The 19,147-nt window shown below is 68.5% G+C and carries 14 protein-coding genes; 5 read left to right on the top strand and 9 right to left on the bottom strand.

Annotated elements, in window-relative coordinates:
- Positions 1–116: 116 nt before the first annotated feature.
- On the bottom strand, positions 117–2,537 hold the full coding sequence (gene murJ / locus IE142_RS20235; RefSeq protein ID WP_191887047.1) for a murein biosynthesis integral membrane protein MurJ: 2,421 nt from the start codon (positions 2,535–2,537) through the stop codon (positions 117–119).
- Positions 2,538–2,581: 44 nt separating this feature from the next.
- On the bottom strand, positions 2,582–4,978 hold the full coding sequence (locus tag IE142_RS20230; protein WP_191887046.1) for a DUF6049 family protein: 2,397 nt from the start codon (positions 4,976–4,978) through the stop codon (positions 2,582–2,584).
- A 225-nt stretch (positions 4,979–5,203) separates the two neighbouring features.
- Between IE142_RS20230 and IE142_RS20225 the strand changes: the two genes are divergently transcribed.
- On the top strand, positions 5,204–6,673 hold the full coding sequence (locus IE142_RS20225; protein WP_191887045.1) for a CCA tRNA nucleotidyltransferase: 1,470 nt from the start codon (positions 5,204–5,206) through the stop codon (positions 6,671–6,673).
- 65 nt (positions 6,674–6,738) lie between these two features.
- On the opposite strand, the gene IE142_RS20220 is transcribed toward IE142_RS20225, so the two are convergent.
- The 4 genes from IE142_RS20220 to IE142_RS20205 form a co-directional block, all read right to left on the bottom strand.
- Complete coding sequence (locus IE142_RS20220; RefSeq protein WP_191887044.1) at positions 6,739–7,236, bottom strand: LppU/SCO3897 family protein; 498 nt, start codon at positions 7,234–7,236, stop codon at positions 6,739–6,741.
- Between the two features lie 122 nt (positions 7,237–7,358).
- Complete coding sequence (locus tag IE142_RS20215) at positions 7,359–8,618, bottom strand: MFS transporter (protein ID WP_191887043.1); 1,260 nt, start codon at positions 8,616–8,618, stop codon at positions 7,359–7,361.
- Positions 8,619–8,696: 78 nt separating this feature from the next.
- On the bottom strand, positions 8,697–9,779 hold the full coding sequence (locus IE142_RS20210; protein ID WP_191887042.1) for an inositol-3-phosphate synthase: 1,083 nt from the start codon (positions 9,777–9,779) through the stop codon (positions 8,697–8,699).
- Between the two features lie 44 nt (positions 9,780–9,823).
- Positions 9,824–10,501 (bottom strand): PadR family transcriptional regulator, encoded by a 678-nt coding sequence (locus IE142_RS20205; RefSeq protein WP_191887041.1) that lies wholly within the window; start codon positions 10,499–10,501, stop codon positions 9,824–9,826.
- Positions 10,502–11,156: 655 nt separating this feature from the next.
- Between IE142_RS20205 and IE142_RS20200 the strand changes: the two genes are divergently transcribed.
- Positions 11,157–13,532, top strand: coding sequence for a transglycosylase domain-containing protein (locus tag IE142_RS20200; RefSeq protein WP_370466386.1), 2,376 nt, complete (start codon positions 11,157–11,159; stop codon positions 13,530–13,532).
- Positions 13,533–13,652: 120 nt separating this feature from the next.
- A complete protein-coding gene (locus IE142_RS20195) occupies positions 13,653–15,161 on the top strand; it encodes a glycosyltransferase family 87 protein (RefSeq protein ID WP_191887039.1) in 1,509 nt (502 codons plus the stop codon).
- A 49-nt stretch (positions 15,162–15,210) separates the two neighbouring features.
- On the opposite strand, the gene IE142_RS20190 is transcribed toward IE142_RS20195, so the two are convergent.
- The 3 genes from IE142_RS20190 to IE142_RS20180 form a co-directional block, all read right to left on the bottom strand.
- On the bottom strand, positions 15,211–16,242 hold the full coding sequence (locus tag IE142_RS20190) for an alanine racemase (protein WP_191887038.1): 1,032 nt from the start codon (positions 16,240–16,242) through the stop codon (positions 15,211–15,213).
- A 57-nt stretch (positions 16,243–16,299) separates the two neighbouring features.
- Positions 16,300–17,421 carry a peptidoglycan bridge formation glycyltransferase FemX gene (gene femX, locus IE142_RS20185; RefSeq protein WP_100049528.1) on the bottom strand — a complete coding sequence of 374 codons (1,122 nt, stop codon included), beginning with the start codon at positions 17,419–17,421 and terminating at the stop codon, positions 16,300–16,302.
- Between the two features lie 149 nt (positions 17,422–17,570).
- The gene (locus tag IE142_RS20180; protein WP_191887037.1) at positions 17,571–17,876 is read right to left on the bottom strand and encodes a hypothetical protein; all 306 of its coding nucleotides are present in this window, start codon (positions 17,874–17,876) and stop codon (positions 17,571–17,573) included.
- A gap of 276 nt (positions 17,877–18,152) precedes the next feature.
- Between IE142_RS20180 and rpsF the strand changes: the two genes are divergently transcribed.
- Positions 18,153–18,443 carry a 30S ribosomal protein S6 gene (gene rpsF / locus IE142_RS20175; RefSeq protein WP_003975025.1) on the top strand — a complete coding sequence of 97 codons (291 nt, stop codon included), beginning with the start codon at positions 18,153–18,155 and terminating at the stop codon, positions 18,441–18,443.
- 75 nt (positions 18,444–18,518) lie between these two features.
- The gene (locus tag IE142_RS20170) at positions 18,519–19,109 is read left to right on the top strand and encodes a single-stranded DNA-binding protein (RefSeq protein WP_043382521.1); all 591 of its coding nucleotides are present in this window, start codon (positions 18,519–18,521) and stop codon (positions 19,107–19,109) included.
- Positions 19,110–19,147: the final 38 nt, after the last annotated feature.

Here is a 19,147-nt window from a genome sequence, read left to right as displayed (position 1 = left end):
TGCGCGCCGACCGGCTGCCGATGCGCGCGGTCCGACGCCGAACCCAATTGTGCCCACAGTCCGCCGCTATGCACGACACACGGCGGTGAACGATGGTTGTGCGCCTACCCCAGCCCTCAGCGTCCCAGGCGTCCGCGCACCATGCCGACCAGTGAGTTGACTTCCTCGATGCGCATGCGGCGGGCGGCGACGAAAAAGACGCCGAACAGCAGCACACCGCCGGCCAGCAGCGCGGCGAACGATCCGAGGACGTCCTGGCCGAGCGCACGGCTGATCGCGTAGCAGGCCGCGCCGCTGATCAGGGCGGCCGGCACGGACGCGATGCACAGCCGGGCGTACGTCCGCAGCACCCGTGGGCCGTCCAGGTCCCCGCCGAGCCGCTTGCGCAGCCTGCGCCAGGCGACGCCGACACCGGTCACGTAGGCGAGGCCGTAGGAGGCGGCCATGCCGACGACGGCCCAGCGCGACGGCAGCAGGAGGAAACACAGTCCGGAGGCCATGGCGTTGACCACGGCCACGATGACGGTGTTGTAGAAGGGGGTCCGGGTGTCCTCGTAGGCGTAGAAGGCGCGCAGGACGACGTACTGGACGGAATACGGGATGAGGCCGAGGCCGAAGGCCATCAGCATGTAGCCCATGTTGGTGGCTTCGCTCGTGCCCGAGGAGCCGAACATGAGCGTGCACATCGGGATGCCCAGGGCGACGAAGCCGAAGGAGACGGGAACGATGGCGACGGCTGTGGTGCGCAGGCCCTGCGAAATGTCGTCCCGGACCGCGCCGCCGTCGTTCTCGGACGCCGAGCGGGAGATTCGGGGCAGCAGAGCGGCCATCAGGGAGACGGTGATGATGGCCTGGGGCAGACCCCAGATGAGCTGCGCGTTGGCGTAGGCGGCGAAGCCGGTGCCGTCGACGGGCGACGCCTTGCCGGCGGCCGTGGAGAGCTGGATGACGATCATGGCGCCCGCCTGGTTGGCGAGGACGAACAGGACCGTCCACTTGGCGAGGGTGACGGCCTTGCCCAGACCGTGACCCTTCCAGTCGAAGCGTGGCCGGAGCCGGAAGCCCGTCTCGCGCAGGTACGGGATCATGGCCAGGGCCTGTACGACGAGGCCCAGCAGGACCCCGATGCCGAGCAGCCGCTCGCCCTCCGGCGGGATGCTCGTGACCTTCATGCCGGAGGTCTCCGCGGTGCCGTACACCCAGATGAACATCGCCAAGGTCACGATGATGACGATGTTGTTCAGGACCGGGGTCCACATCATCGCGCCGAACCTGCCGCGGGCGTTGAGGATCTGCCCCATCACCACGTGGAGGCCCATGAAGAAGATCGAGGGCAGGAAGTAGCGGACGAAGGTGATGCCGACCTCGTTGGCGGCCGGGTCGCTGGCCACGGGGTTGGACAGGAGCCGGATCAGCAGGGGCGCGGCGAAGACCGTGATCGCGGTGAGCACGCCGAGGGCCACCATGACGAGGGTCAGCAGACGGTTGGCGAAGGCCTCGCCACCGTCCTCGTCCTCCTTCATCGCCCGCACGAGCTGCGGTACGAAGACCGAGTTGAGACCGCCGCCGACGGTCAGGATGTAGATCATCGTCGGCAGCTGGTAGGCGACCTGGAAGGTGTCGCCGAGCAGGCCGACGCCCAGTGCGGAGACGATCAGCGCCGACCGGATGAATCCCGTCAGTCGCGACACCATCGTGCCCGCCGCCATCACGGCGCTCGACTTCAGCAGGCCGCCCGCCCGTCCGCCCTTCTTGGGCGCTGCGGCCGATGCGGCCGCCGCAGGGACGGGCTCGGGCTCCTGGAGAGGGGCCCCGGCCGCTTCAGGAGTGGGAGCCACCGCGTACTGGCCCGGAGCGGGCGCCGCGTGCTGCTGACCGTACGCCGGCGGCTGCCCGCCGTACTGGCCGGGCTGCCCGCCGTACTGCCCGGGAGCCGGAGCGTTCCCGTACGGGGCGGGCCCCTGCGGGGTGGCGTACTGACCCGGCTGCTGCCCGGGTGCACCGCCGTACTGGCCCGGTGCCGGGGCGGGGGCGGGGACGGAGGCGTGGTCGTCGTACGAGGGGTGACCGCCGCCTTGCTGCTGGTCGCGGAACAGGTGGGCGAAGGCATCCGGCTCGTGCCGCTGCTCGCCGGCTTGGGTGACCAGGTCGTCGACGCCGACGAACTGCGTGGTGCGCGGGTCGTCACCGTAGGGCAGGTACTGCGTCGGGCCCTCCGGCTCGGGGGCCGGGGTTTGGGCCCAGACGCGTGGGTCGGGGGCGTAGGGCGACTGGGAGGGCTGGGAGTACAGCGGCTGCTGCGGCGGGTGGGTGCCCGGCGGTGGTGGCGGGTGCGCGGCGCGGTCGTAGAGCGCTTCGGAGACAGGGTCCTGGGCGGAAAGGTCGTGCGCCCGGTAGGGATCCTGGTCGTAGGCGTCCTGCAGGTACATGTCCGCGTGCGGCTGCGGCGGTGTTCCTCCGGAGTCGGACGGTGGACCCTCGGGGTGACCCGAGCCGTCCGCGGCCCGACCGCGGTCACCGTCGTACGGCGCGTTCATGGTTACCCCACCTCATCGTCCCGGGCCCACCGGCCACGACATCCTCAACGGTCCACTCTCTCACCCGTGCCGGACGGGTCGGCGCTTTCCGCTGCGGTGTCCGGTGTCGGGTCACTCGGCTGCTCCGGGTCGCCTGCCCGGGGACGTGCCTCGGACGCCTCATGGAGACGCTCACCGGGGCCTTCAGGGTTCTCCGGTCCGTCATCGGGGCCCTCAGCCGTCCCCCCGTCACCGTTCTCGCCCTTCTCGGCGTCGCGGGCCGCGGCTCGCTTGCGCTGGGTGTACATCCGAAAGCCGGCCAGGACGAGCAGCAGGACGCCGCCCCCGATGACCAGCATCACGGTGGCCGTGATCTCGGTGACCTTCACGTCAAAGGTGACGGGATCGCCGTACGCGCGCCCGTCCGTCGTGTACAACTGGGCGATCACCGTCGCCCGGCCGTTGGCGTTGGCCGACGTGGTGAACTTCACCGACTGGCTGTGGCCGCCGGAGACCGAGATCGGCTGCTCCTCGTAGTCGGCGCCGCCGATCTCCAGACGGGTCGGGTTCGTGGAGGTGAGCCGCAGGACCAGGGGCCCGACGTCCTGCACCAGGTTGTTCTGCACCGTCACCGGGATCGTCGCGCTGCGGCCGGAGAGCTTCGTCTCCGACTTGTCGATCAGTCTGACCCGGCCGGTCAGACCGTCGAGGTACTCCTTGACTCCGGTGCGGAAGGACTCCGCCTCGGCGGCTCGGCCGCGCCAGGACGCGGACATCTCCCGGTTCAGCGCGCGTCCGAAGGGGGTCACCACCCGGGACGGGTCGGACAGAACGACCTGGAAGTTGTCGAGCGTGTCCTGGGTGCGCGCGATCTGTGCGAACGCCGACCGGGGCAGCTCCTTCTTGCGCAGGGCGGCGGGGTAGGCGGAGTTTCCCGGGACCGTCGTGGTGGCGTCCGGGTCCGGCTTCGCCGTGGCGGCCGCCGACAGGTGCTGGGACTCGGACCAGGTGCCACCCTGCAGCGCTCGCAGCGCCTCTGCCATGGCGCGGGCCTGGCTGCCGGAGGGCATCCGCTGCGGGGCGACGACGACGCTGCGCTCCTTGCCGACCTGGTGGTTCAGAGCGAGGCTCTGGGCGAGGAACCGCTGCACCGCGAGCGTCGACGCGGAAGCCTTCGACAGGTCGCCCTCGAAGGCCGTGGACAGCCGGGAGTCCGCGACGACGGCCGTCGTGCCGCCGCCGATGGGGCGGGCCGCGGAGGGCGTGTAGGGCGAGCCGCTGGTCTCCCGGAGACTGTCGCTGCGGGCAATCACCTTGTCCGCGCCCGCCGAGGTGGCGACCTTGACGATGGACCGGTCGATCGCGCCCTCCACGGGCCAGGCGAAGTCGGTGCTCGGCTTCACGTGCAGGATCGGATCGACCGTGTTGTGGATGACGTCCGTGGCGCTCTTGAGCTGGCTCAGGGAGCCGGTGACGTCGGTGCCGTTGTGAGCCAGGGAGGCCAAATCCGGGTCGGCGAAGGGAAGGGAGATGACCTCCTTGTCGGCCACCGCGTCCTGGAGGTCTGCGAGCCACTGCTTGGCCACGTCCTGGTGGGTGCCGGCGACCGTCTTGTCCCCGTCCCGGACGCTGTAGCTGCCCGTCATCGCGTCGACGGAGGCCAGCAGGTCGGGATCGACGACCCAGGTGACGTCGAGGTCCTTGCCGAGCGTCACCATCTGGTTGAGGCGTCCCCCGGGGGAGATCTCCTTGGCCAGGTCGTCGTTGAGGAAGACCGGCGTCTGTTCCTCGTCCGCCCCGGTCTCGGCGGCCATGTGCGTGGTGGAGACGAGCGGCCACAGGGCCGTTGTCTTCGTCGTGGTGCCCGCTTCGTCGGGCTGCCAAGGGAGGAAGGTCCGCTGGATGCCCAGGATCCGCTCCCACGGCTGGGCGGGCGTCTCCCCGGAGAGGGAGACGGCGAATTCGTAGACACCGTCATCACCGAGTTCCAGGTCGTCGACCGGTACGGAGATGTTGAAGTGCTCGGCGACGCCGGGGGTGAGTTCGGAGAACTTCTCCGTGTACTTGTCGTCGATCTCAGGGGCGATGGATCCCTGGAGATCGTCACCGTCCTTGGCGATCGCGTCCACGGCCGACCGGGTGTTGATCTCCGGTCCCAGGCGCAGACTCACGTGGGCGTCGGTGACGGCCTGCTTGCCGTGGTTGGTCACGGTTCCGGACACCGTCACCGTGTCGCCGTCGGTGGGTGCCGAAGGGGTGAGCGAGTCCACGGCGACGGCCACGGAGCCCGCATCGCCGTCGGCCTTCGCGGCGGGCTGCCCCGCGGCGTGAGCGGAGCCCATGGCCGGCAACTGGACCAGGCCGGCCAGCAGCGGCGCACCCGCGACCAGTGCCGTGGTACGCCGTAGCCACCGGCGGGCAGGTGAGGGACTGGTCCCCTGGAAGTCTGCCGCCTCGGCCACGCGCTCGCCCGTCCCTCGTAATCGTCAGTGGTCGTCGGAATGTGCGTCCCCGCATGGTAACGATGCGCGCTGAGGGTAAGTGCCGCGACGTACACCACAAGATCCGCCACCGAGCGCGGCCGCCCCGTATGTGCGCCTATAAGGGGAGGGGCGCTGAAGAGGGGTATTCGGTGCGCGATCAATGGGGGCGCGGGAGACGGCGCGAGCCACGTACCCTTTTCTGTTGTGCCGAACGCCAAGGAAGCCAACCCCAGTGCCCCCAGCCAGGAGCAGCGCCGAGCGGTGAGTGAACTGCTGCGGGTCGCCCCTGTCGCCGACGACCTCGCCCGCCGTTTCCAGGAGGCCGGGTTCTCTCTCGCCCTGGTCGGCGGCTCGGTCCGGGACGCGTTGCTCGGTCGGCTCGGCAACGACCTGGACTTCACGACCGACGCCCGCCCGCAAGACGTACTGAAGATCATGAAGTCCTGGGCGGACGCGGTCTGGGACGTCGGAATCGCCTTCGGCACGGTCGGGGCGCAGAAGGCCGCCCGCGTCGGAGACGCTGACCGGACCTGGCAGATCGAGGTGACCACCTTCCGGTCGGAGGCGTACGACCGCGCCTCGCGCAAGCCGGAGGTGTCGTACGGCGACTCCATCGAGGACGACCTGGTCCGACGTGACTTCACGGTGAACGCGATGGCCGTCGCGCTGCCGGAGAAGAAGTTCATCGACCCGCACGGCGGGCTGGAGGACCTCGCCGCCCGTGTCCTCCGCACCCCCGGCACGCCCGAGGAGTCCTTCTCGGACGACCCGCTCCGGATGATGCGGGCGGCCCGGTTCGCCGCTCAGCTCGACTTCGAGGTGGCGCCGGAGGTCGTGAAGGCCATGACGGACATGGCCGGGCGTATCGACATCGTCTCGGCCGAGCGGGTCCGGGACGAGCTGAACAAGCTCATCCTCTCCCCCCACCCCCGCAAGGGACTGTCCCTACTGGTGGAGACCGGGTTGGCCGAGCACGTCCTTCCCGAGCTGCCGGCCCTGCGTCTGGAGCGGGACGAGCATCACCGGCACAAGGACGTTTACGACCACACGCTGATCGTTCTGGAACAGGCGATGGCCCTGGAGACCGAGGGCCCCGACCTCACCCTCCGGCTGGCCGCCCTGCTCCACGACATCGGCAAGCCGCGCACGCGCCGCTTCGAGAAGGACGGCCGGGTCTCGTTCCACCACCACGAAGTGGTCGGGGCGAATATGACGAAGAGGCGCATGACCGCGCTCAAGTACTCCAACGAGCTGGTGAAGGACGTCTCGCGCCTGGTCGAGCTGCATCTGCGTTTCCACGGCTACGGCACGGGCGAGTGGACGGACTCCGCGGTTCGCCGGTACGTCCGGGACGCCGGTCCGCTGCTGGACCGGCTGCACAAACTGACCCGCTCGGACTGCACGACCCGTAACAAGCGAAAGGCGTCGGCGCTCTCGCGTGCCTACGACGGCCTGGAGGAGCGGATCGCACAGCTTCAGGAGCAGGAGGAGCTGGAAGCGATCCGTCCGGACCTGGACGGCAACCAGATCATGGAAATCCTAGGCATCCCCCCCGGGCCGGCCGTGGGTCAGGCGTACAAGCACCTGCTGGAGCTGCGCCTGGAGAACGGGCCGATGGAGCACGACGCCGCGGTGGCGGCGCTCAGGGAGTGGTGGGCCGCACAGGAGCGGTGAGTACGCGAAGCGGGTCAAGTTTCACGTGAAACATGACCCGCTTTTTCGCGCCCGTTTGCTGGGTCCTACTTCACTTCCTTGAGGCAGAGGACCACCTTGTGGCTGCTGCTGCCCGTCTGGTAATAGGCGATCGTTGCTTCCTTGACCGCCTCGCACTTGCTGTCGTCGCTGGTGTTGTCGAACTTCTCGACCACCTCGAACTCCGCGTCACCCGAGGAGCAGTCGACCGTCTTGAGGTCCGGGCTGATCTGCGTGCCCTCGTTGTGCATGCAGTCGCCCACCGCGGTGGTCTCGGCGTCCGACTGTCCCAGGTACCACTTGACCCCGCCAATCGCGGCGGCCACCACGATGACGCCGACGATGCTCAGCAACTTCTTCTTGATCCGGTTGGAGCGGGAGGGCGGCGGAACGGGGGCGCCGGGCGGAGGGAACCCCGGCTGGCCGGCCTGCTGCGGGAAGCTCTGCTGGCCCTGCGCGTACGGGTTCATGCCCTGGGGCTGCTGCGGAGCGGGCGGCTGGCCCTGCGCGACGAACGGGTTGCCCTGGGGCGGCGGAGTGGTCACTGGGTTCCCCCTGAAGAGATAGGTGCGTGTCGCGAACATGTCGCGGATAAGACGCACGTAAGCTATCGCTCCCCACTGACATCTCTGTAGCCCAGTGTCACTTCGTGGCACTGATGTGACACTTACTGCCTCTCGAACCGGGTCATAGCCACCGCAACCGCTCCGTAGACCACGGCGACTGTCACTATCAGCGCGACCGAGCGGCCGTCCGGTGGCAGCATCAGAGCGGCCACTCCGGCGGCGCCGACGAAGGCGACGTTGAACAGCACGTCGTAGACGGAAAAGATCCGGCCGCGGAAGGCGTCGTCGACCGAGGACTGCACCACCGTGTCCGTGGCGATCTTCGCCCCCTGGGTCGTCAGCCCGAGGACGAACGCGGCGACGAGCAGCGGACCCGTGGCGAACGGAAGGCCGAGCGCCGGCACCAGTACGGTGGCGGCCCCCGCGCACACGGCCATCCAGCGGCCGGGGCCGAGCCGTCCCGCCGCCCAGGGGGTGAGCAAGGCGGCGGCGAAGAAGCCCGCACCGGAGACCCCCAGCGCCAGTCCCAGCAGGGCGAGCCCTTCGTCCGTGTCCGAAGTCAGGGAGTAGCGGCACAGCATCAGCAGCATGACCAGCAGCGCGCCGTAGCAGAACCGCATCAGCGTCATGCCCGCGAGCGACCAGGCCGCCTCCCGGCGCGCGGGCGCGGCCAGGTGACGTACCCCCGCCACCAGGTCGCGGGCGGTGACGGCGAGCGTCGACGCCAGCCTCGGTGCCTGCGTACGGTCGGGCCCCAGCAGTTCAACCGCGATGCACAGTGATGCGAGCGCCCCGCACAGATACAGAGCCGCCCCGAGCAGCACCACAGCGGCGTCGGAGTCCGCCACCACGAGCCGCACGACGAAGGCGAGCCCGCCGCCCGCCGTGGCGGCCAAGGTGCCGGCGGTCGGGGAGAGCGAGTTGGCGATCACGAGGCGCTCGGCGTCGACCACGCGAGGCAGCGCGGCGGAAAGGCCCGCGAGGACGAAGCGGTTGACGGCGGTGACGCAGAGCGCGGAGACGTAGAAGAGCCAGTCCGGGACGGAGGCGATCATCAGGACCGCCGTCACCGAGGCCAGTGCGGCGCGCAGCAGGTTGCCGTACAGGAAGACCTGGCGGCGGCGCCAGCGGTCCAGCAGGGCGCCGGCGAAGGGGCCCACCAGGGAGTAGGGGAGCAGCAGGACCGCCATCGCGGAGGCGATCGCGGCGGGCGAGGTCTGCTTCTCCGGGGAGAAGACGACGTAGGTGGCGAGCGCGACCTGGTAGACGCCGTCGGCGCCCTGGGAGAGAAGGCGCACGGCGAGCAGGCGCCGGAAGCCCTTCAGACGCAGCAGGACGCGCAGGTCACGGACGACGGCCATGGGGCACAGCCTCACATACGGGAAGGTCCCCGGGGCAGGCGACCCGGGGACCTCCTACGGACCTCAGTCCGTGTCCGTTCAGCGCTCGACCTCGCCGGCGATGAACTTCTCGACGTTGGCGCGGGCCTCGTCGTCGAAGTACTGGACCGGCGGGGACTTCATGAAGTAGCTCGACGCCGACAGGATCGGGCCGCCGATGCCGCGGTCCTTGGCGATCTTCGCGGCGCGCAGGGCGTCGATGATCACGCCGGCCGAGTTCGGGGAGTCCCAGACCTCGAGCTTGTACTCCAGGTTCAGCGGGACGTCGCCGAACGCGCGGCCCTCCAGGCGCACGTAGGCCCACTTGCGGTCGTCCAGCCAGGCCACGTAGTCGGACGGGCCGATGTGGACGTTCTTCTCGCCCATGTCCCGGTCGGGGATCTGGGAGGTGACGGCCTGCGTCTTGGAGATCTTCTTCGACTCGAGGCGGTCGCGCTCCAGCATGTTCTTGAAGTCCATGTTGCCGCCGACGTTCAGCTGCATCGTGCGGTCCAGGACGACGCCCCGGTCCTCGAAGAGCTTCGCCATGACGCGGTGCGTGATGGTGGCGCCGACCTGCGACTTGATGTCGTCGCCGACGATCGGGACGCCCGTCTCGGTGAACTTGTCCGCCCACTCCTTGGTGCCGGCGATGAAGACCGGGAGGGCGTTGACGAAGGCGACCTTGGCGTCGATGGCGCACTGGGCGTAGTACTTCGCCGCGTCCTCGGAGCCGACGGGCAGGTAGCAGACGAGGACGTCGACCTGCTTGTCCTTGAGGACCTGGACGATGTCGGCCGGCTCCTCGGCGGACTCCTCGATGGTCTCGCGGTAGTACTTGCCGAGACCGTCGAGGGTGTGGCCGCGCTGGACCTGGACGCCGCTGTTCGGGACGTCGCAGATCTTGATGGTGTTGTTCTCGGAGGCGCCGATGGCGTCCGCGAGGTCCAGGCCGACCTTCTTGGCGTCCACGTCGAAGGCGGCGACGAACTCGATGTCACGAACGTGATAGTCGCCGAACTGGACGTGCATCAAACCCGGGACCTTGGCCGCCGGGTCGGCGTCCTTGTAGTACTCGACGCCCTGCACCAGCGATGCGGCGCAGTTGCCCACGCCGACGATGGCTACGCGAACCGAACCCATTCCGGTTGCTCCCTGTGTGTACGAGTGAGGCCCTGACTGGGCTCTCACGTGGCGGTGTCGCCGGGCGTATCCGGCCGGGGGTCGTCCCCGGGCCGGGGCAGGCCGCCCGTCGCTCCAGATGTCGTGTCCTGTTGAGCGGTCCCCTCCGCGGCGGAACCCTTCAGGTCCCGCCCCGCCCGCTCGCTCTCGATGAGCTCGTTCAGCCAGCGCACCTCGCGCTCCACGGACTCCATTCCGTGGCGCTGGAGCTCAAGCGTGTAGTCGTCGAGTCGTTCCCGGGTGCGGGCCAGGGAGGCCCGCATCTTCTCCAGGCGCTCCTCCAGCCGGCTGCGCCGGCCCTCTAGAACGCGCATGCGAACGTCACGCGACGTCTGGCCGAAGAACGCGAAGCGAGCGGCGAAGGTCTCGTCCTCGTACGCGTCCGGGCCCGTCTGTGAGAGGAGCTGCTCGAAGTGTTCCTTACCGTCGGCCGTCAACCGGTAGACGATCTTGGCGCGGCGTCCCGTGAGGGATGCGGCGGCCTCGCCGACGTTCCCCGGTTCCTCGATCAACCAGCCGTTGGCGACCAGCGTCTTGAGGCAGGGGTAGAGCGTCCCGTAGCTGAACGCCCGGAACACACCCAGTGATGTGTTGAGTCGTTTGCGCAGCTCATAGCCGTGCATCGGGGATTCGCGGAGCAGGCCGAGTACGGCGAACTCGAGGATGCCGGAACGCCGGCTCATCGTCGCCTCCTCTCGTCCTTATGCCGCGCTGATGTATCGACTCGATACATCAGCACGATAGAACGAGCTTCCGTGCGCGACAAGAGGGGGATCGGTGAACGGGATCACATCAGAGTTTCATCACGACCAAGTTGCCTGATTTGAGATGAACTTCGGGTCTTGGGGGTTTTGGCGGTGCGTAGTCTGTGCGCCATGCAGACCACCGGGAACCGAGTGACGCCTGGGGGCGTCCCTGTCCCTGGTGCGGTACGGGTGAATGCGGAAGGGACCGCATCCGTACTTCGGGGGGACCGGAAACCAGCCGCCTTTTCCAGGCGCGCAAAGGTGCGCCTGCCCGAGGAGTAGTCGTTCGATGAGCGAGCACCGTCGCAAACCGCCGCAGCCGCAGGGAGGCGGACGTGCCGCGGCCCGACGCGGCCAGTCCGGCTCGTCCTCCGGCCGCCGCGCGGCACCGCGGGGCGCCACAGGGTCTCCGTCCGGCTCGTACGGCCAGGAGGGCGAGGAGCGTCCGTACGGGAGCCGGGCCGAAGCCCGGCGCGCAGCACAGCGGAGCGGAGGCGGCCGTCGCAGAACGGCCGATCCCGGTCGTGGTGGCCGGCGGGCCGCTGTCGGCGGGGCCGGGAGGGGGCGTGGCCTGCCGCCCGGCAAGAAGCGGATGGTCGACTACCCGCGCCACGACAGGGACGGGTGGCAGCGCTGGGTGCCGTCCTGGAGGCTCGTCTCCGGGCTGTGCATCGCCTTCTTCGGCACCATGGTCGCCGCCGCCGGCATCGCGTACGCCATGGTGAACGTCCCGGTCGTCAGCGAGACCGCCACGGCGCAGAACAACGTCTACTACTGGTCCGACGGCAGCCAGATGGTCGCAGCGGGCGGCGAACGCAACCGGCAGAGCGTCAGCCTCGCGCAGATCCCCGAGAACATGCGCAACGCTGTCATCTCCCAGGAGAACAAGACCTTCTACTCCGACAGCGGCATCGACCCCAAGGGCATCGCCCGCGCCGTGTTCAACATGGCCAAGGGCGGTGAGACGCAGGGTGGCTCCACCATCACCCAGCAGTACGTGAAGAACGCGATGCTGAACGACCAGTCGCAGACGATCTCACGCAAGGTCAAGGAGATCTTCGTCTCGATCAAGGTCGGTGCAGAGGAGCCGAAGGACAAGATCCTCGAGGGTTACCTGAACTCCGCGTACTACGGTCGTGGTGCCTACGGCATCCAGGCGGCCGCGCGGGCGTACTTCAATGTGGACGCGGTCGACCTCAACGCCGGCCAGTGCGCCTTCCTGTCGGCGATGCTGAAGGGTGCCACGTACTACGACCCGGCGGGCGCGACCTCCATCGACCCGGCTGCGACGCCGGAGGCCAACAAGAAGCGTGCCGAGACCCAGATGCAGGACACCCTCGACAAGATGGTGGAGTACGGGCATCTGAGCCAGGCGGAGCGGGCCAAGTTCTCCGACCTCCCCAAGGTGGAGAATCCGCGCTCGAACAGCCAGCTGGGCGGTCAGATCGGCTACCTCGTCGACCTGGCCAAGGCGTCCGTGATCAAGAGCGGCAAGGTTACGCAGAAGCAGCTGGAGGCGGGCGGTTACTCGATCTACACGACCTTCGAGAAGAAGAAGGTCGATGAACTCGAGAAGGCCGTCAAGAAGGTCTACGACAAGAACATCGACCCCGAGAAGCGCCCCGAGACGGACACCCACGTCCAGTTCGGCGGGGCGTCCATCGACCCGGAGACCGGGGCCATCAAGGCCATCTACGGCGGTGAGGACGCGACCAAGCACTTCACCAACAACGCCGACGTCACCGGCGCCCAGGTCGGTTCGACGTTCAAGCCCTATGTGCTCGCGGCGGCGATGAAGTGGGGCGTTCGCGACCCCGACGGCGCCGAGGTGCAGCCTCAGGACGAGCGCACCGTCGTCTCCCCCAAGAGCCTCTACAGCGGCAAGAACAACCTCAAGATCAAGAACTACGACGGGACGATCTGGAAGAACGAGAAGGGCGAGCAGTGGCGTCAGGAGAATGACGGCAAGCAGTCGCTCGGCGACCCGCCCGACTACAAGATCGACCTGCGCGAGGCCATGCGGGAGTCGGTGAACTCCGCCTTCGTGCAGCTCGGCATGGACGTCGGCCTGGACAAGGTGGAGGAGGCCGCCGTCGACTCGGGCCTTCTGGAGGACAGCCTTACGGGCACGTCCTACCCGTCCTTCTCGATCGGCATCTCCGACCCCAGCGCGATCCGCATGGCGGCCTCGTACGCCACCTTCGCGGAGAGCGGCAAGCAGCGTGAGCCGTACTCCGTCACCAAGGTGTCGAACAGGAACGGCACGGTGTACACGCACAAGGTCACGACCAAGCAGGCGTTCACCGCGAAGGTCGCGGACAACGTCACGGACGTGCTGAAGACCGTCGTCGAGGACGGAACGGGTTCCAACGCCCAGCTGTCCGGCCGCGAGGTGGCGGGCAAGACCGGTACCACGGACGGCAACAAGTCCGCCTGGTTCGTCGGCTACACGCCGCAGCTGTCGACCGCGATCAGCATGTTCCGCTACCCGGACGACGAAACCATCAAGAACCGCACCTTCCTGGAGATGTACGGAACGGGTGGTGAGGAGAAGATCCACGGTGCGTCCTTCCCGTCCTTGATCTGGAAGGACTACATGGAGGATGCGCTGAAGGGCACCAAGCCGGAGAAGTTCCCCAAGCCGGTGCCCATCGGCGAGGTCATCAACGACACTCCGTCACCGAGCCCGACTCCTTCGCCCTCCAAGACGGAGGAGGAGACGAGCCCGTCTCCGTCGCCGTCCCCCAGTCAGAGCGAAACCAGTCCCTCCCCCTCGCCGAGTGACACCTGCGGCGTCTTCGAGCTGAATTGTGAGGACGGGGAGAACGGCGGCAACGACAGTGCCGGCAATGATGCGGGTGGTCAGGGCAGCAGCCCGTCGCCCCCGACGTCACCCAGTCCCACAGGGGAAGAGGACGACAGCAGAGGCAACCAGAACGGTGGCCTCTTCGCGGGACCGAACGGCTAGCCGCAGAATGCACCGCATGGGTGTTTCACGTGAAACACCCGCACGTTTCACGTGAAACAGGGGCCGCCGCACCGACGAGGGTGCGGCGGCCCCGGCCTTTTCCCGGGCGCGTACGGCAGGATGTGCCCCATGCCCAGTGCAGAATCGACGCCAGCGAGCGTGCGCGAGCCGGACTCGGTGCCACCGACCAGGGAGGACACCGTCGCCGCGGCCGGTAGTGAGCTGATCGGAGGCCCGGTCGGCCGACGTGCCGTTCTCGGGGCGTCCTGGTGGACGCCTGTGCGGGTGATCGCACTCGTGGCGATCGGTGTGTTCGCCCTCGGCCTGATCCAGAAGGCCCCCTGTTACAACGGAGCATGGTTCTACGGTGCCAGTTCGCAGTACACGCACGCTTGCTACTCGGACATCCCGCACCTGTACCAGGGGCGCGGGTTCGTCAACGACCTGGTGCCGTACTTCGACAAGCTCCCCGGCGACATGGAGTACCTCGAGTACCCGGTGCTGACCGGAGTGTTCATGGAGGTCGCCTCCTGGCTCACCCCCGGCAGCGGCTCCATCCAGCACCAGGAACAGTGGTACTGGATGGTCAACGCCGGGATGCTCATGGTGTGTGCGGCCGTCATCGCCATCTGCGTGACCCGCACCCACGCCCGGCGTCCCTGGGACGGTCTGCTGGTCGCCCTCGCGCCCGCGTTCGCGCTGACCGCCACCATCAACTGGGACCTGCTGGCGGTCGCCCTGACGTCCGCCGCCATCCTGATGTGGTCCCGGAGGCGGCCGGTGGCCTTCGGTGTACTGCTGGGACTGGCCACGGCCGCCAAGCTCTACCCCTTCCTGATCCTGGGGCCGCTGCTGGTGCTGTGTTGGCGTGCCGGCAGATGGCGGGAGTTCGGGAAGGCGCTGGGAGGCGCGGTGGTCGCCTGGCTCGTGGTCAACCTGCCGGTGATGCTCTTCGCCTTCGACGGCTGGTCCAAGTTCTACACGTTCAGCCAGGAACGGGGCGTCGACTTCGGCTCCTTCTGGCTCATCCTGGCCCACAACTCCGACAACCCGCCCAGTACCGAGACCGTCAACACCCTCGCCACGCTCCTGATGCTGCTGTGCTGCGGCGCCATCGCGGCGCTCACCCTCACGGCCCCTCGGCGCCCGCGGTTCGCCCAGCTCGCGTTTCTTATCGTCGCGGCGTTCATCCTCACGAACAAGGTCTACTCACCGCAGTACGTGCTGTGGCTGGTGCCGCTGGCCGCGCTGGCCCGGCCGAAGTGGCGTGACTTCCTGATCTGGCAGGTGTGCGAGGTCGCGTACTTCCTGGGCATCTGGATGTACCTCGCCTACACGACCAGCGGTGATGCCCACAAGGGCCTGCCGACGGACGGTTATCACTGGGCCATCGGCGTACACCTGCTGGGAACGTTGTTCCTGTGCGCGATGGTCGTCCGCGACATCCTGATGCCGGACCGGGACCCGGCCCGGCGGACGGGAGACGACGACCCATCGGGCGGGGTACTCGACGGTGCGCCGGACGTCTTCGCCCTGGGACCCGCGGCGCAGACCGGGCAGCACGCGGCCAACTTCGAGGGGCCACAGGTGCAGTGGGGCGCGAGTCGTCAGACAGGTGGTTCGCTCTGAGCGAACGCACGGAAGGCCGTACACGGAGGAACCGTGTACGGCCTTCTCGCTAGCGGTCGAGAATACGGTCGAACTGCGTGGTGGTGTGCCGCAGATGGGCCACCAGCTCGTCACCGACCGTGGGCTCCGGGGCGTCCGAGGGCACGAACAGGATGGAGACCTGCATGTGCGGCGGCTCCGCGAACCAACGCTGCTTGCCGCCCCAGACGAACGGCGAAAGATTCCGGTTGACCGTCGCGAGGCCGGCCCGGGCGACGCCCTTGGCCCGCGGCATGACGCCGTGCAGCGCCTTCGGCGCCTCCAGGCCCACTCCGTGCGAGGTACCGCCCGCCACGACCACCAGGAAGCCGTCGGAGGCCGCCTTCTGCTGCCGGTAGCCGAAGCGCTCCCCCTTTGCCACACGCGTGACGTCCAGGACCGCACCGCGGTACTCGGTGGCCTCGTGGTCCCCCAGCCACAGCCGGGTGCCGATCCGGGCCCGGAAGCGGGTCTGCGGGAACTGCTGCTGGAGCCGGGCCAGCTCGTCCGCTTTGAGGTGGCTGACGAACATCGTGTGCAGCGGAAGCCGCGCCGCCCGCAGCCGGTCCATCCACCCGATGACCTCCTCGACGGCGTCCGAGCCGTCGGTGCGGTCCAGCGGCAGGTGGATGGCGAAGCCCTCCAGCCGGACGTTCTCTATGGCGGCGTGCAGCTGCGGCAGGTCCTGCTCGCTGATGCCGTGCCGCTTCATCGAGGACATCACCTCGATCACCACACGCGCGCCCACGAGGCCGTACACGCCGTCCACGGATGACACCGAGCGCACGACCCGGTCGGGCAGCGGAACGGGCTCCTCACCGCGCCGGTAGGGGGTCAGTACCAGCAGGTCGCCACCGAAGTAGTCCTTGATCTGAGCGGCCTCGTACGTGGTGCCGACGGCCAGCACGTCCGAGCCCAGCCGCGTGGCCTCCTCCGCCAGCCGTTCGTGCCCGAAGCCGTAGCCGTTGCCCTTGCAGACCGGGACCAGCCCGGGGAACTGCTCCTGCACGTGCTTGTGGTGCGCCCGCCAGCGCGCGGTGTCGACGTAGAGGGTGAGCGCCATGGCCGGACCTGGAACCTTTCTCGTGGCTGTCAGAGGTGCGGGTAAGGGTGCGGTGGGTCAGCGGCGCGACATGTAGATGTCGAGCGCCTTGTGGAGAAGCTTGTTCAGCGGGAAGTCCCACTCGCCGAGGTACTCGGCCGCCTGCCCGCCCGTGCCGACCTTGAACTGGATCAGGCCGAAGAGGTGGTCGCTCTCGTCCAGCGAGTCGGAGATGCCGCGCAAGTCGTAGACGGTGGCGCCCAGCGCGTAGGCGTCGCGGAGCATCGCCCACTGCATGGCGTTGGAGGGCCGGACCTCACGGCCGATGTTGTCGGAGGCGCCGTAGGAGTACCAGACGTGTCCGCCGACGACCAGCATGGTCGCCGCCGACAGGTTCACGCCGTTGTGCCGGGCGAAGTACAGCCGCATGCGGTTGGGGTCCTCGTTGTTGAGGGCCGCCCACATGCGCTGGAAGTACGACAGCGGACGCGGCCGGAAGTGGTCGCGCACCGCCGTGATCTCGTACAGGCGCTGCCACTCCTCGAGGTCGTGGTAACCGCCCTGGACCACCTCGACGCCGGCCTTCTCGGCCTTCTTGATGTTGCGGCGCCACAGCTGGTTGAAGTTCTTGTGGACCTCTTCCAGGGAGCGGTTGGCCAGTGGTACCTGGAAGACGTAGCGGGGCTGCACGTCACCGAAGCCCGCGCCGCCGTCCTCGCCCTGCTGCCAGCCCATGCGGCGGAGCTTGTCGGCCACCTCGAACGCGCGCGGCTCGATGTGGTCGGCCTCTATGTCGCGCAGGCGCTTGACGTCGGGGTCCTGGATGCCCTTCTTGATGGACGCGGCGTCCCAGCGCCGGATGATCACCGGCGGGCCCATCTTCACCGAGAAGGCGCCCTGCTGCTTCAGGTGCGCCAGCATCGGCTCCATCCAGTCCTGGAGGTTCGGCGCGAACCAGTTGATGACCGGGCCCTCGGGCAGGTAGGCGAGGTAGCGCTTGATCTTGGGGAGCTGCCGGTAGAGGACGAGTCCGACGCCGACCAGCTGACCGGTCCGGTCGTCGAACCAGCCGAGGTTCTCGGAGCGCCATTCCGCCTTCACGTCCGCCCAGGCCGGGACCTGCATGTGACTCGCCGCCGGCAGGCTCTGGATGTAGGCCAGATGCTGCTCGCGACTGATGGTCCTCAGGGTCAGGGTCATTCGGGGCGCTCCTCGGGCTGGTGTGTCCCCATGGGTACAGGGGCTCCGGCTCTCGCGCGAAGCCTACTGCGCCCTGTGAGCGCCCCGTCCGGCGTACGGCGGGAAGGCGGGCGGAACGACGTGTCCGACAGGCCGGCGGCGGCCGGTACTCAGCCGAAGAGGCCGCCGTGGTAGATGCCGAAGAACAGACCGAGCGCGGAAGCCCCGAGGCCCAGGATGAGACCGAAGCGCTCACGCGTCGTCGCGGAGATGAGCTGGCCGTATCCGCCGGTCAGGACCCCCAGGAGCCCTGCCCAGGAGGTCAGGACGTGGAGCCCGCGGAAACTCGCGGTGGCCAGCGCCAGCACTCCCAGCACCAGCGTCACAGCCAGCAGCGTGTCCTGGAGGGGGTGCGGCTTTCCGTCAGTGGCCAGCAAGCCGGTCCGGGGCTTGGCGGGTCGCATGATCTGTGCCATGGGGAACCTCCTGCCAACGGCAGTGTGTCTTCGCCCTCACATCCGCTGAGTACCGATTGTGTCCCCTCACGGCCGGATTTCAACCGCAAGCCGGTGGCCGGGTACTCTGTACCTTCTGCACTGGTGTCTGCTGCCGCCCACGGCCGGGCCGCTTCCTCGGAGGAAGCCCGATTGTCAGTGGGTCCTGGTTTACTCGTTGATGCCGGTGCCAACGCATCGCAACCCTCCTGCCACGGAACGACCGTGGCCGCTGAGTCCAAAGGAGGTGGGTTCCACATGCGTCACTACGAGGTGATGGTCATCCTCGACCCCGATCTCGAGGAGCGCTCTGTCTCCCCGCTGATCGAGAACTTCCTCTCCGTCGTCCGTGACGGCGGCGGAAAGGTCGAGAAGGTCGACACCTGGGGCCGTCGTCGTCTCTCGTACGAGATCAAGAAGAAGCCCGAGGGCATCTACTCGGTCATCGACCTGCAGGCCGAGCCTGCGGTCGTCAAGGAGCTCGACCGCCAGATGAACCTGAACGAGTCGGTCCTCCGGACCAAGGTCCTCCGTCCCGAGATGCACTGAGCTTCCGCTCAGCCGATCCCGGGATCTGAGTAGCAGCACAAGCAGCCAGCAGCAAACCCGCCGAGAGGTTCCCCCATGGCAGGCGAGACCGTCATCACGGTCATCGGCAATCTTGTCGATGACCCCGAGCTGCGCTTCACCCCGTCCGGTGCGGCCGTCGCGAAGTTCCGTGTCGCGTCGACCCCCCGCACCTTCGACCGCCAGACGAACGAGTGGAAGGACGGCGAAAGCCTCTTCCTGACCTGCTCGGTCTGGCGCCAGGCGGCGGAGAACGTCGCCGAGTCGCTCCAGCGAGGCATGCGCGTCATCGTGCAGGGCCGGCTGAAGCAGCGGTCCTACGAGGACCGTGAGGGCGTCAAGCGCACGGTCTACGAGCTGGACGTCGACGAGGTCGGCGCCAGCCTGCGCAGTGCCACGGCCAAGGTCACCAAGACCTCGGGCCAGGGCCGCGGAGGCCAGGGCGGTTACGGCGGCGGTGGCGGCCAGGGTGGCGGCGGCTGGGGCGGCGGCCCCGGCGGTGGCCAGCAGGGCGGTGGCGCCCCGGCCGATGACCCCTGGGCGACCGGCGCTCCCGCCGGCGGCCCGCAGGGCGGCGGCCAGGGTGGCGGCGGCTGGGGCGGAGGCTCCGGCGGCGGTGGCGGCTACTCGGACGAGCCCCCCTTCTAGGCGGGCTCCACCCAAACTTCTTGATCACACAGGAGAAA

Source organism: Streptomyces mutabilis (genome assembly GCF_014649815.1).
Classification (GTDB): Bacteria; Actinomycetota; Actinomycetes; order Streptomycetales; family Streptomycetaceae; genus Streptomyces; species Streptomyces mutabilis.
Note: the sequence above shows the minus strand (reverse complement) of the source record. Positions and strands in the feature narration are given on the sequence as shown.

Bases quoted from the DNA above. Each gene is read 5' to 3' on its own strand.
- murJ (WP_191887047.1), bottom strand. From the start codon at position 2,537: ATGAACGCGCCGTACGACGGTGACCGCGGTCGGGCCGCGGACGGCTCG.
- IE142_RS20215 (WP_191887043.1), bottom strand. From the start codon at position 8,618: ATGGCCGTCGTCCGTGACCTGCGCGTCCTGCTGCGTCTGAAGGGCTTC.
- IE142_RS20210 (WP_191887042.1), bottom strand. From the start codon at position 9,779: ATGGGTTCGGTTCGCGTAGCCATCGTCGGCGTGGGCAACTGCGCCGCA.
- IE142_RS20205 (WP_191887041.1), bottom strand. From the start codon at position 10,501: ATGAGCCGGCGTTCCGGCATCCTCGAGTTCGCCGTACTCGGCCTGCTC.
- IE142_RS20200 (WP_370466386.1), top strand. From the start codon at position 11,157: ATGGTCGACTACCCGCGCCACGACAGGGACGGGTGGCAGCGCTGGGTG.
- IE142_RS20195 (WP_191887039.1), top strand. From the start codon at position 13,653: ATGTGCCCCATGCCCAGTGCAGAATCGACGCCAGCGAGCGTGCGCGAG.
- IE142_RS20190 (WP_191887038.1), bottom strand. From the start codon at position 16,242: ATGGCGCTCACCCTCTACGTCGACACCGCGCGCTGGCGGGCGCACCAC.
- femX (WP_100049528.1), bottom strand. From the start codon at position 17,421: ATGACCCTGACCCTGAGGACCATCAGTCGCGAGCAGCATCTGGCCTAC.
- IE142_RS20180 (WP_191887037.1), bottom strand. From the start codon at position 17,876: ATGGCACAGATCATGCGACCCGCCAAGCCCCGGACCGGCTTGCTGGCC.
- rpsF (WP_003975025.1), top strand. From the start codon at position 18,153: ATGCGTCACTACGAGGTGATGGTCATCCTCGACCCCGATCTCGAGGAG.
- IE142_RS20170 (WP_043382521.1), top strand. From the start codon at position 18,519: ATGGCAGGCGAGACCGTCATCACGGTCATCGGCAATCTTGTCGATGAC.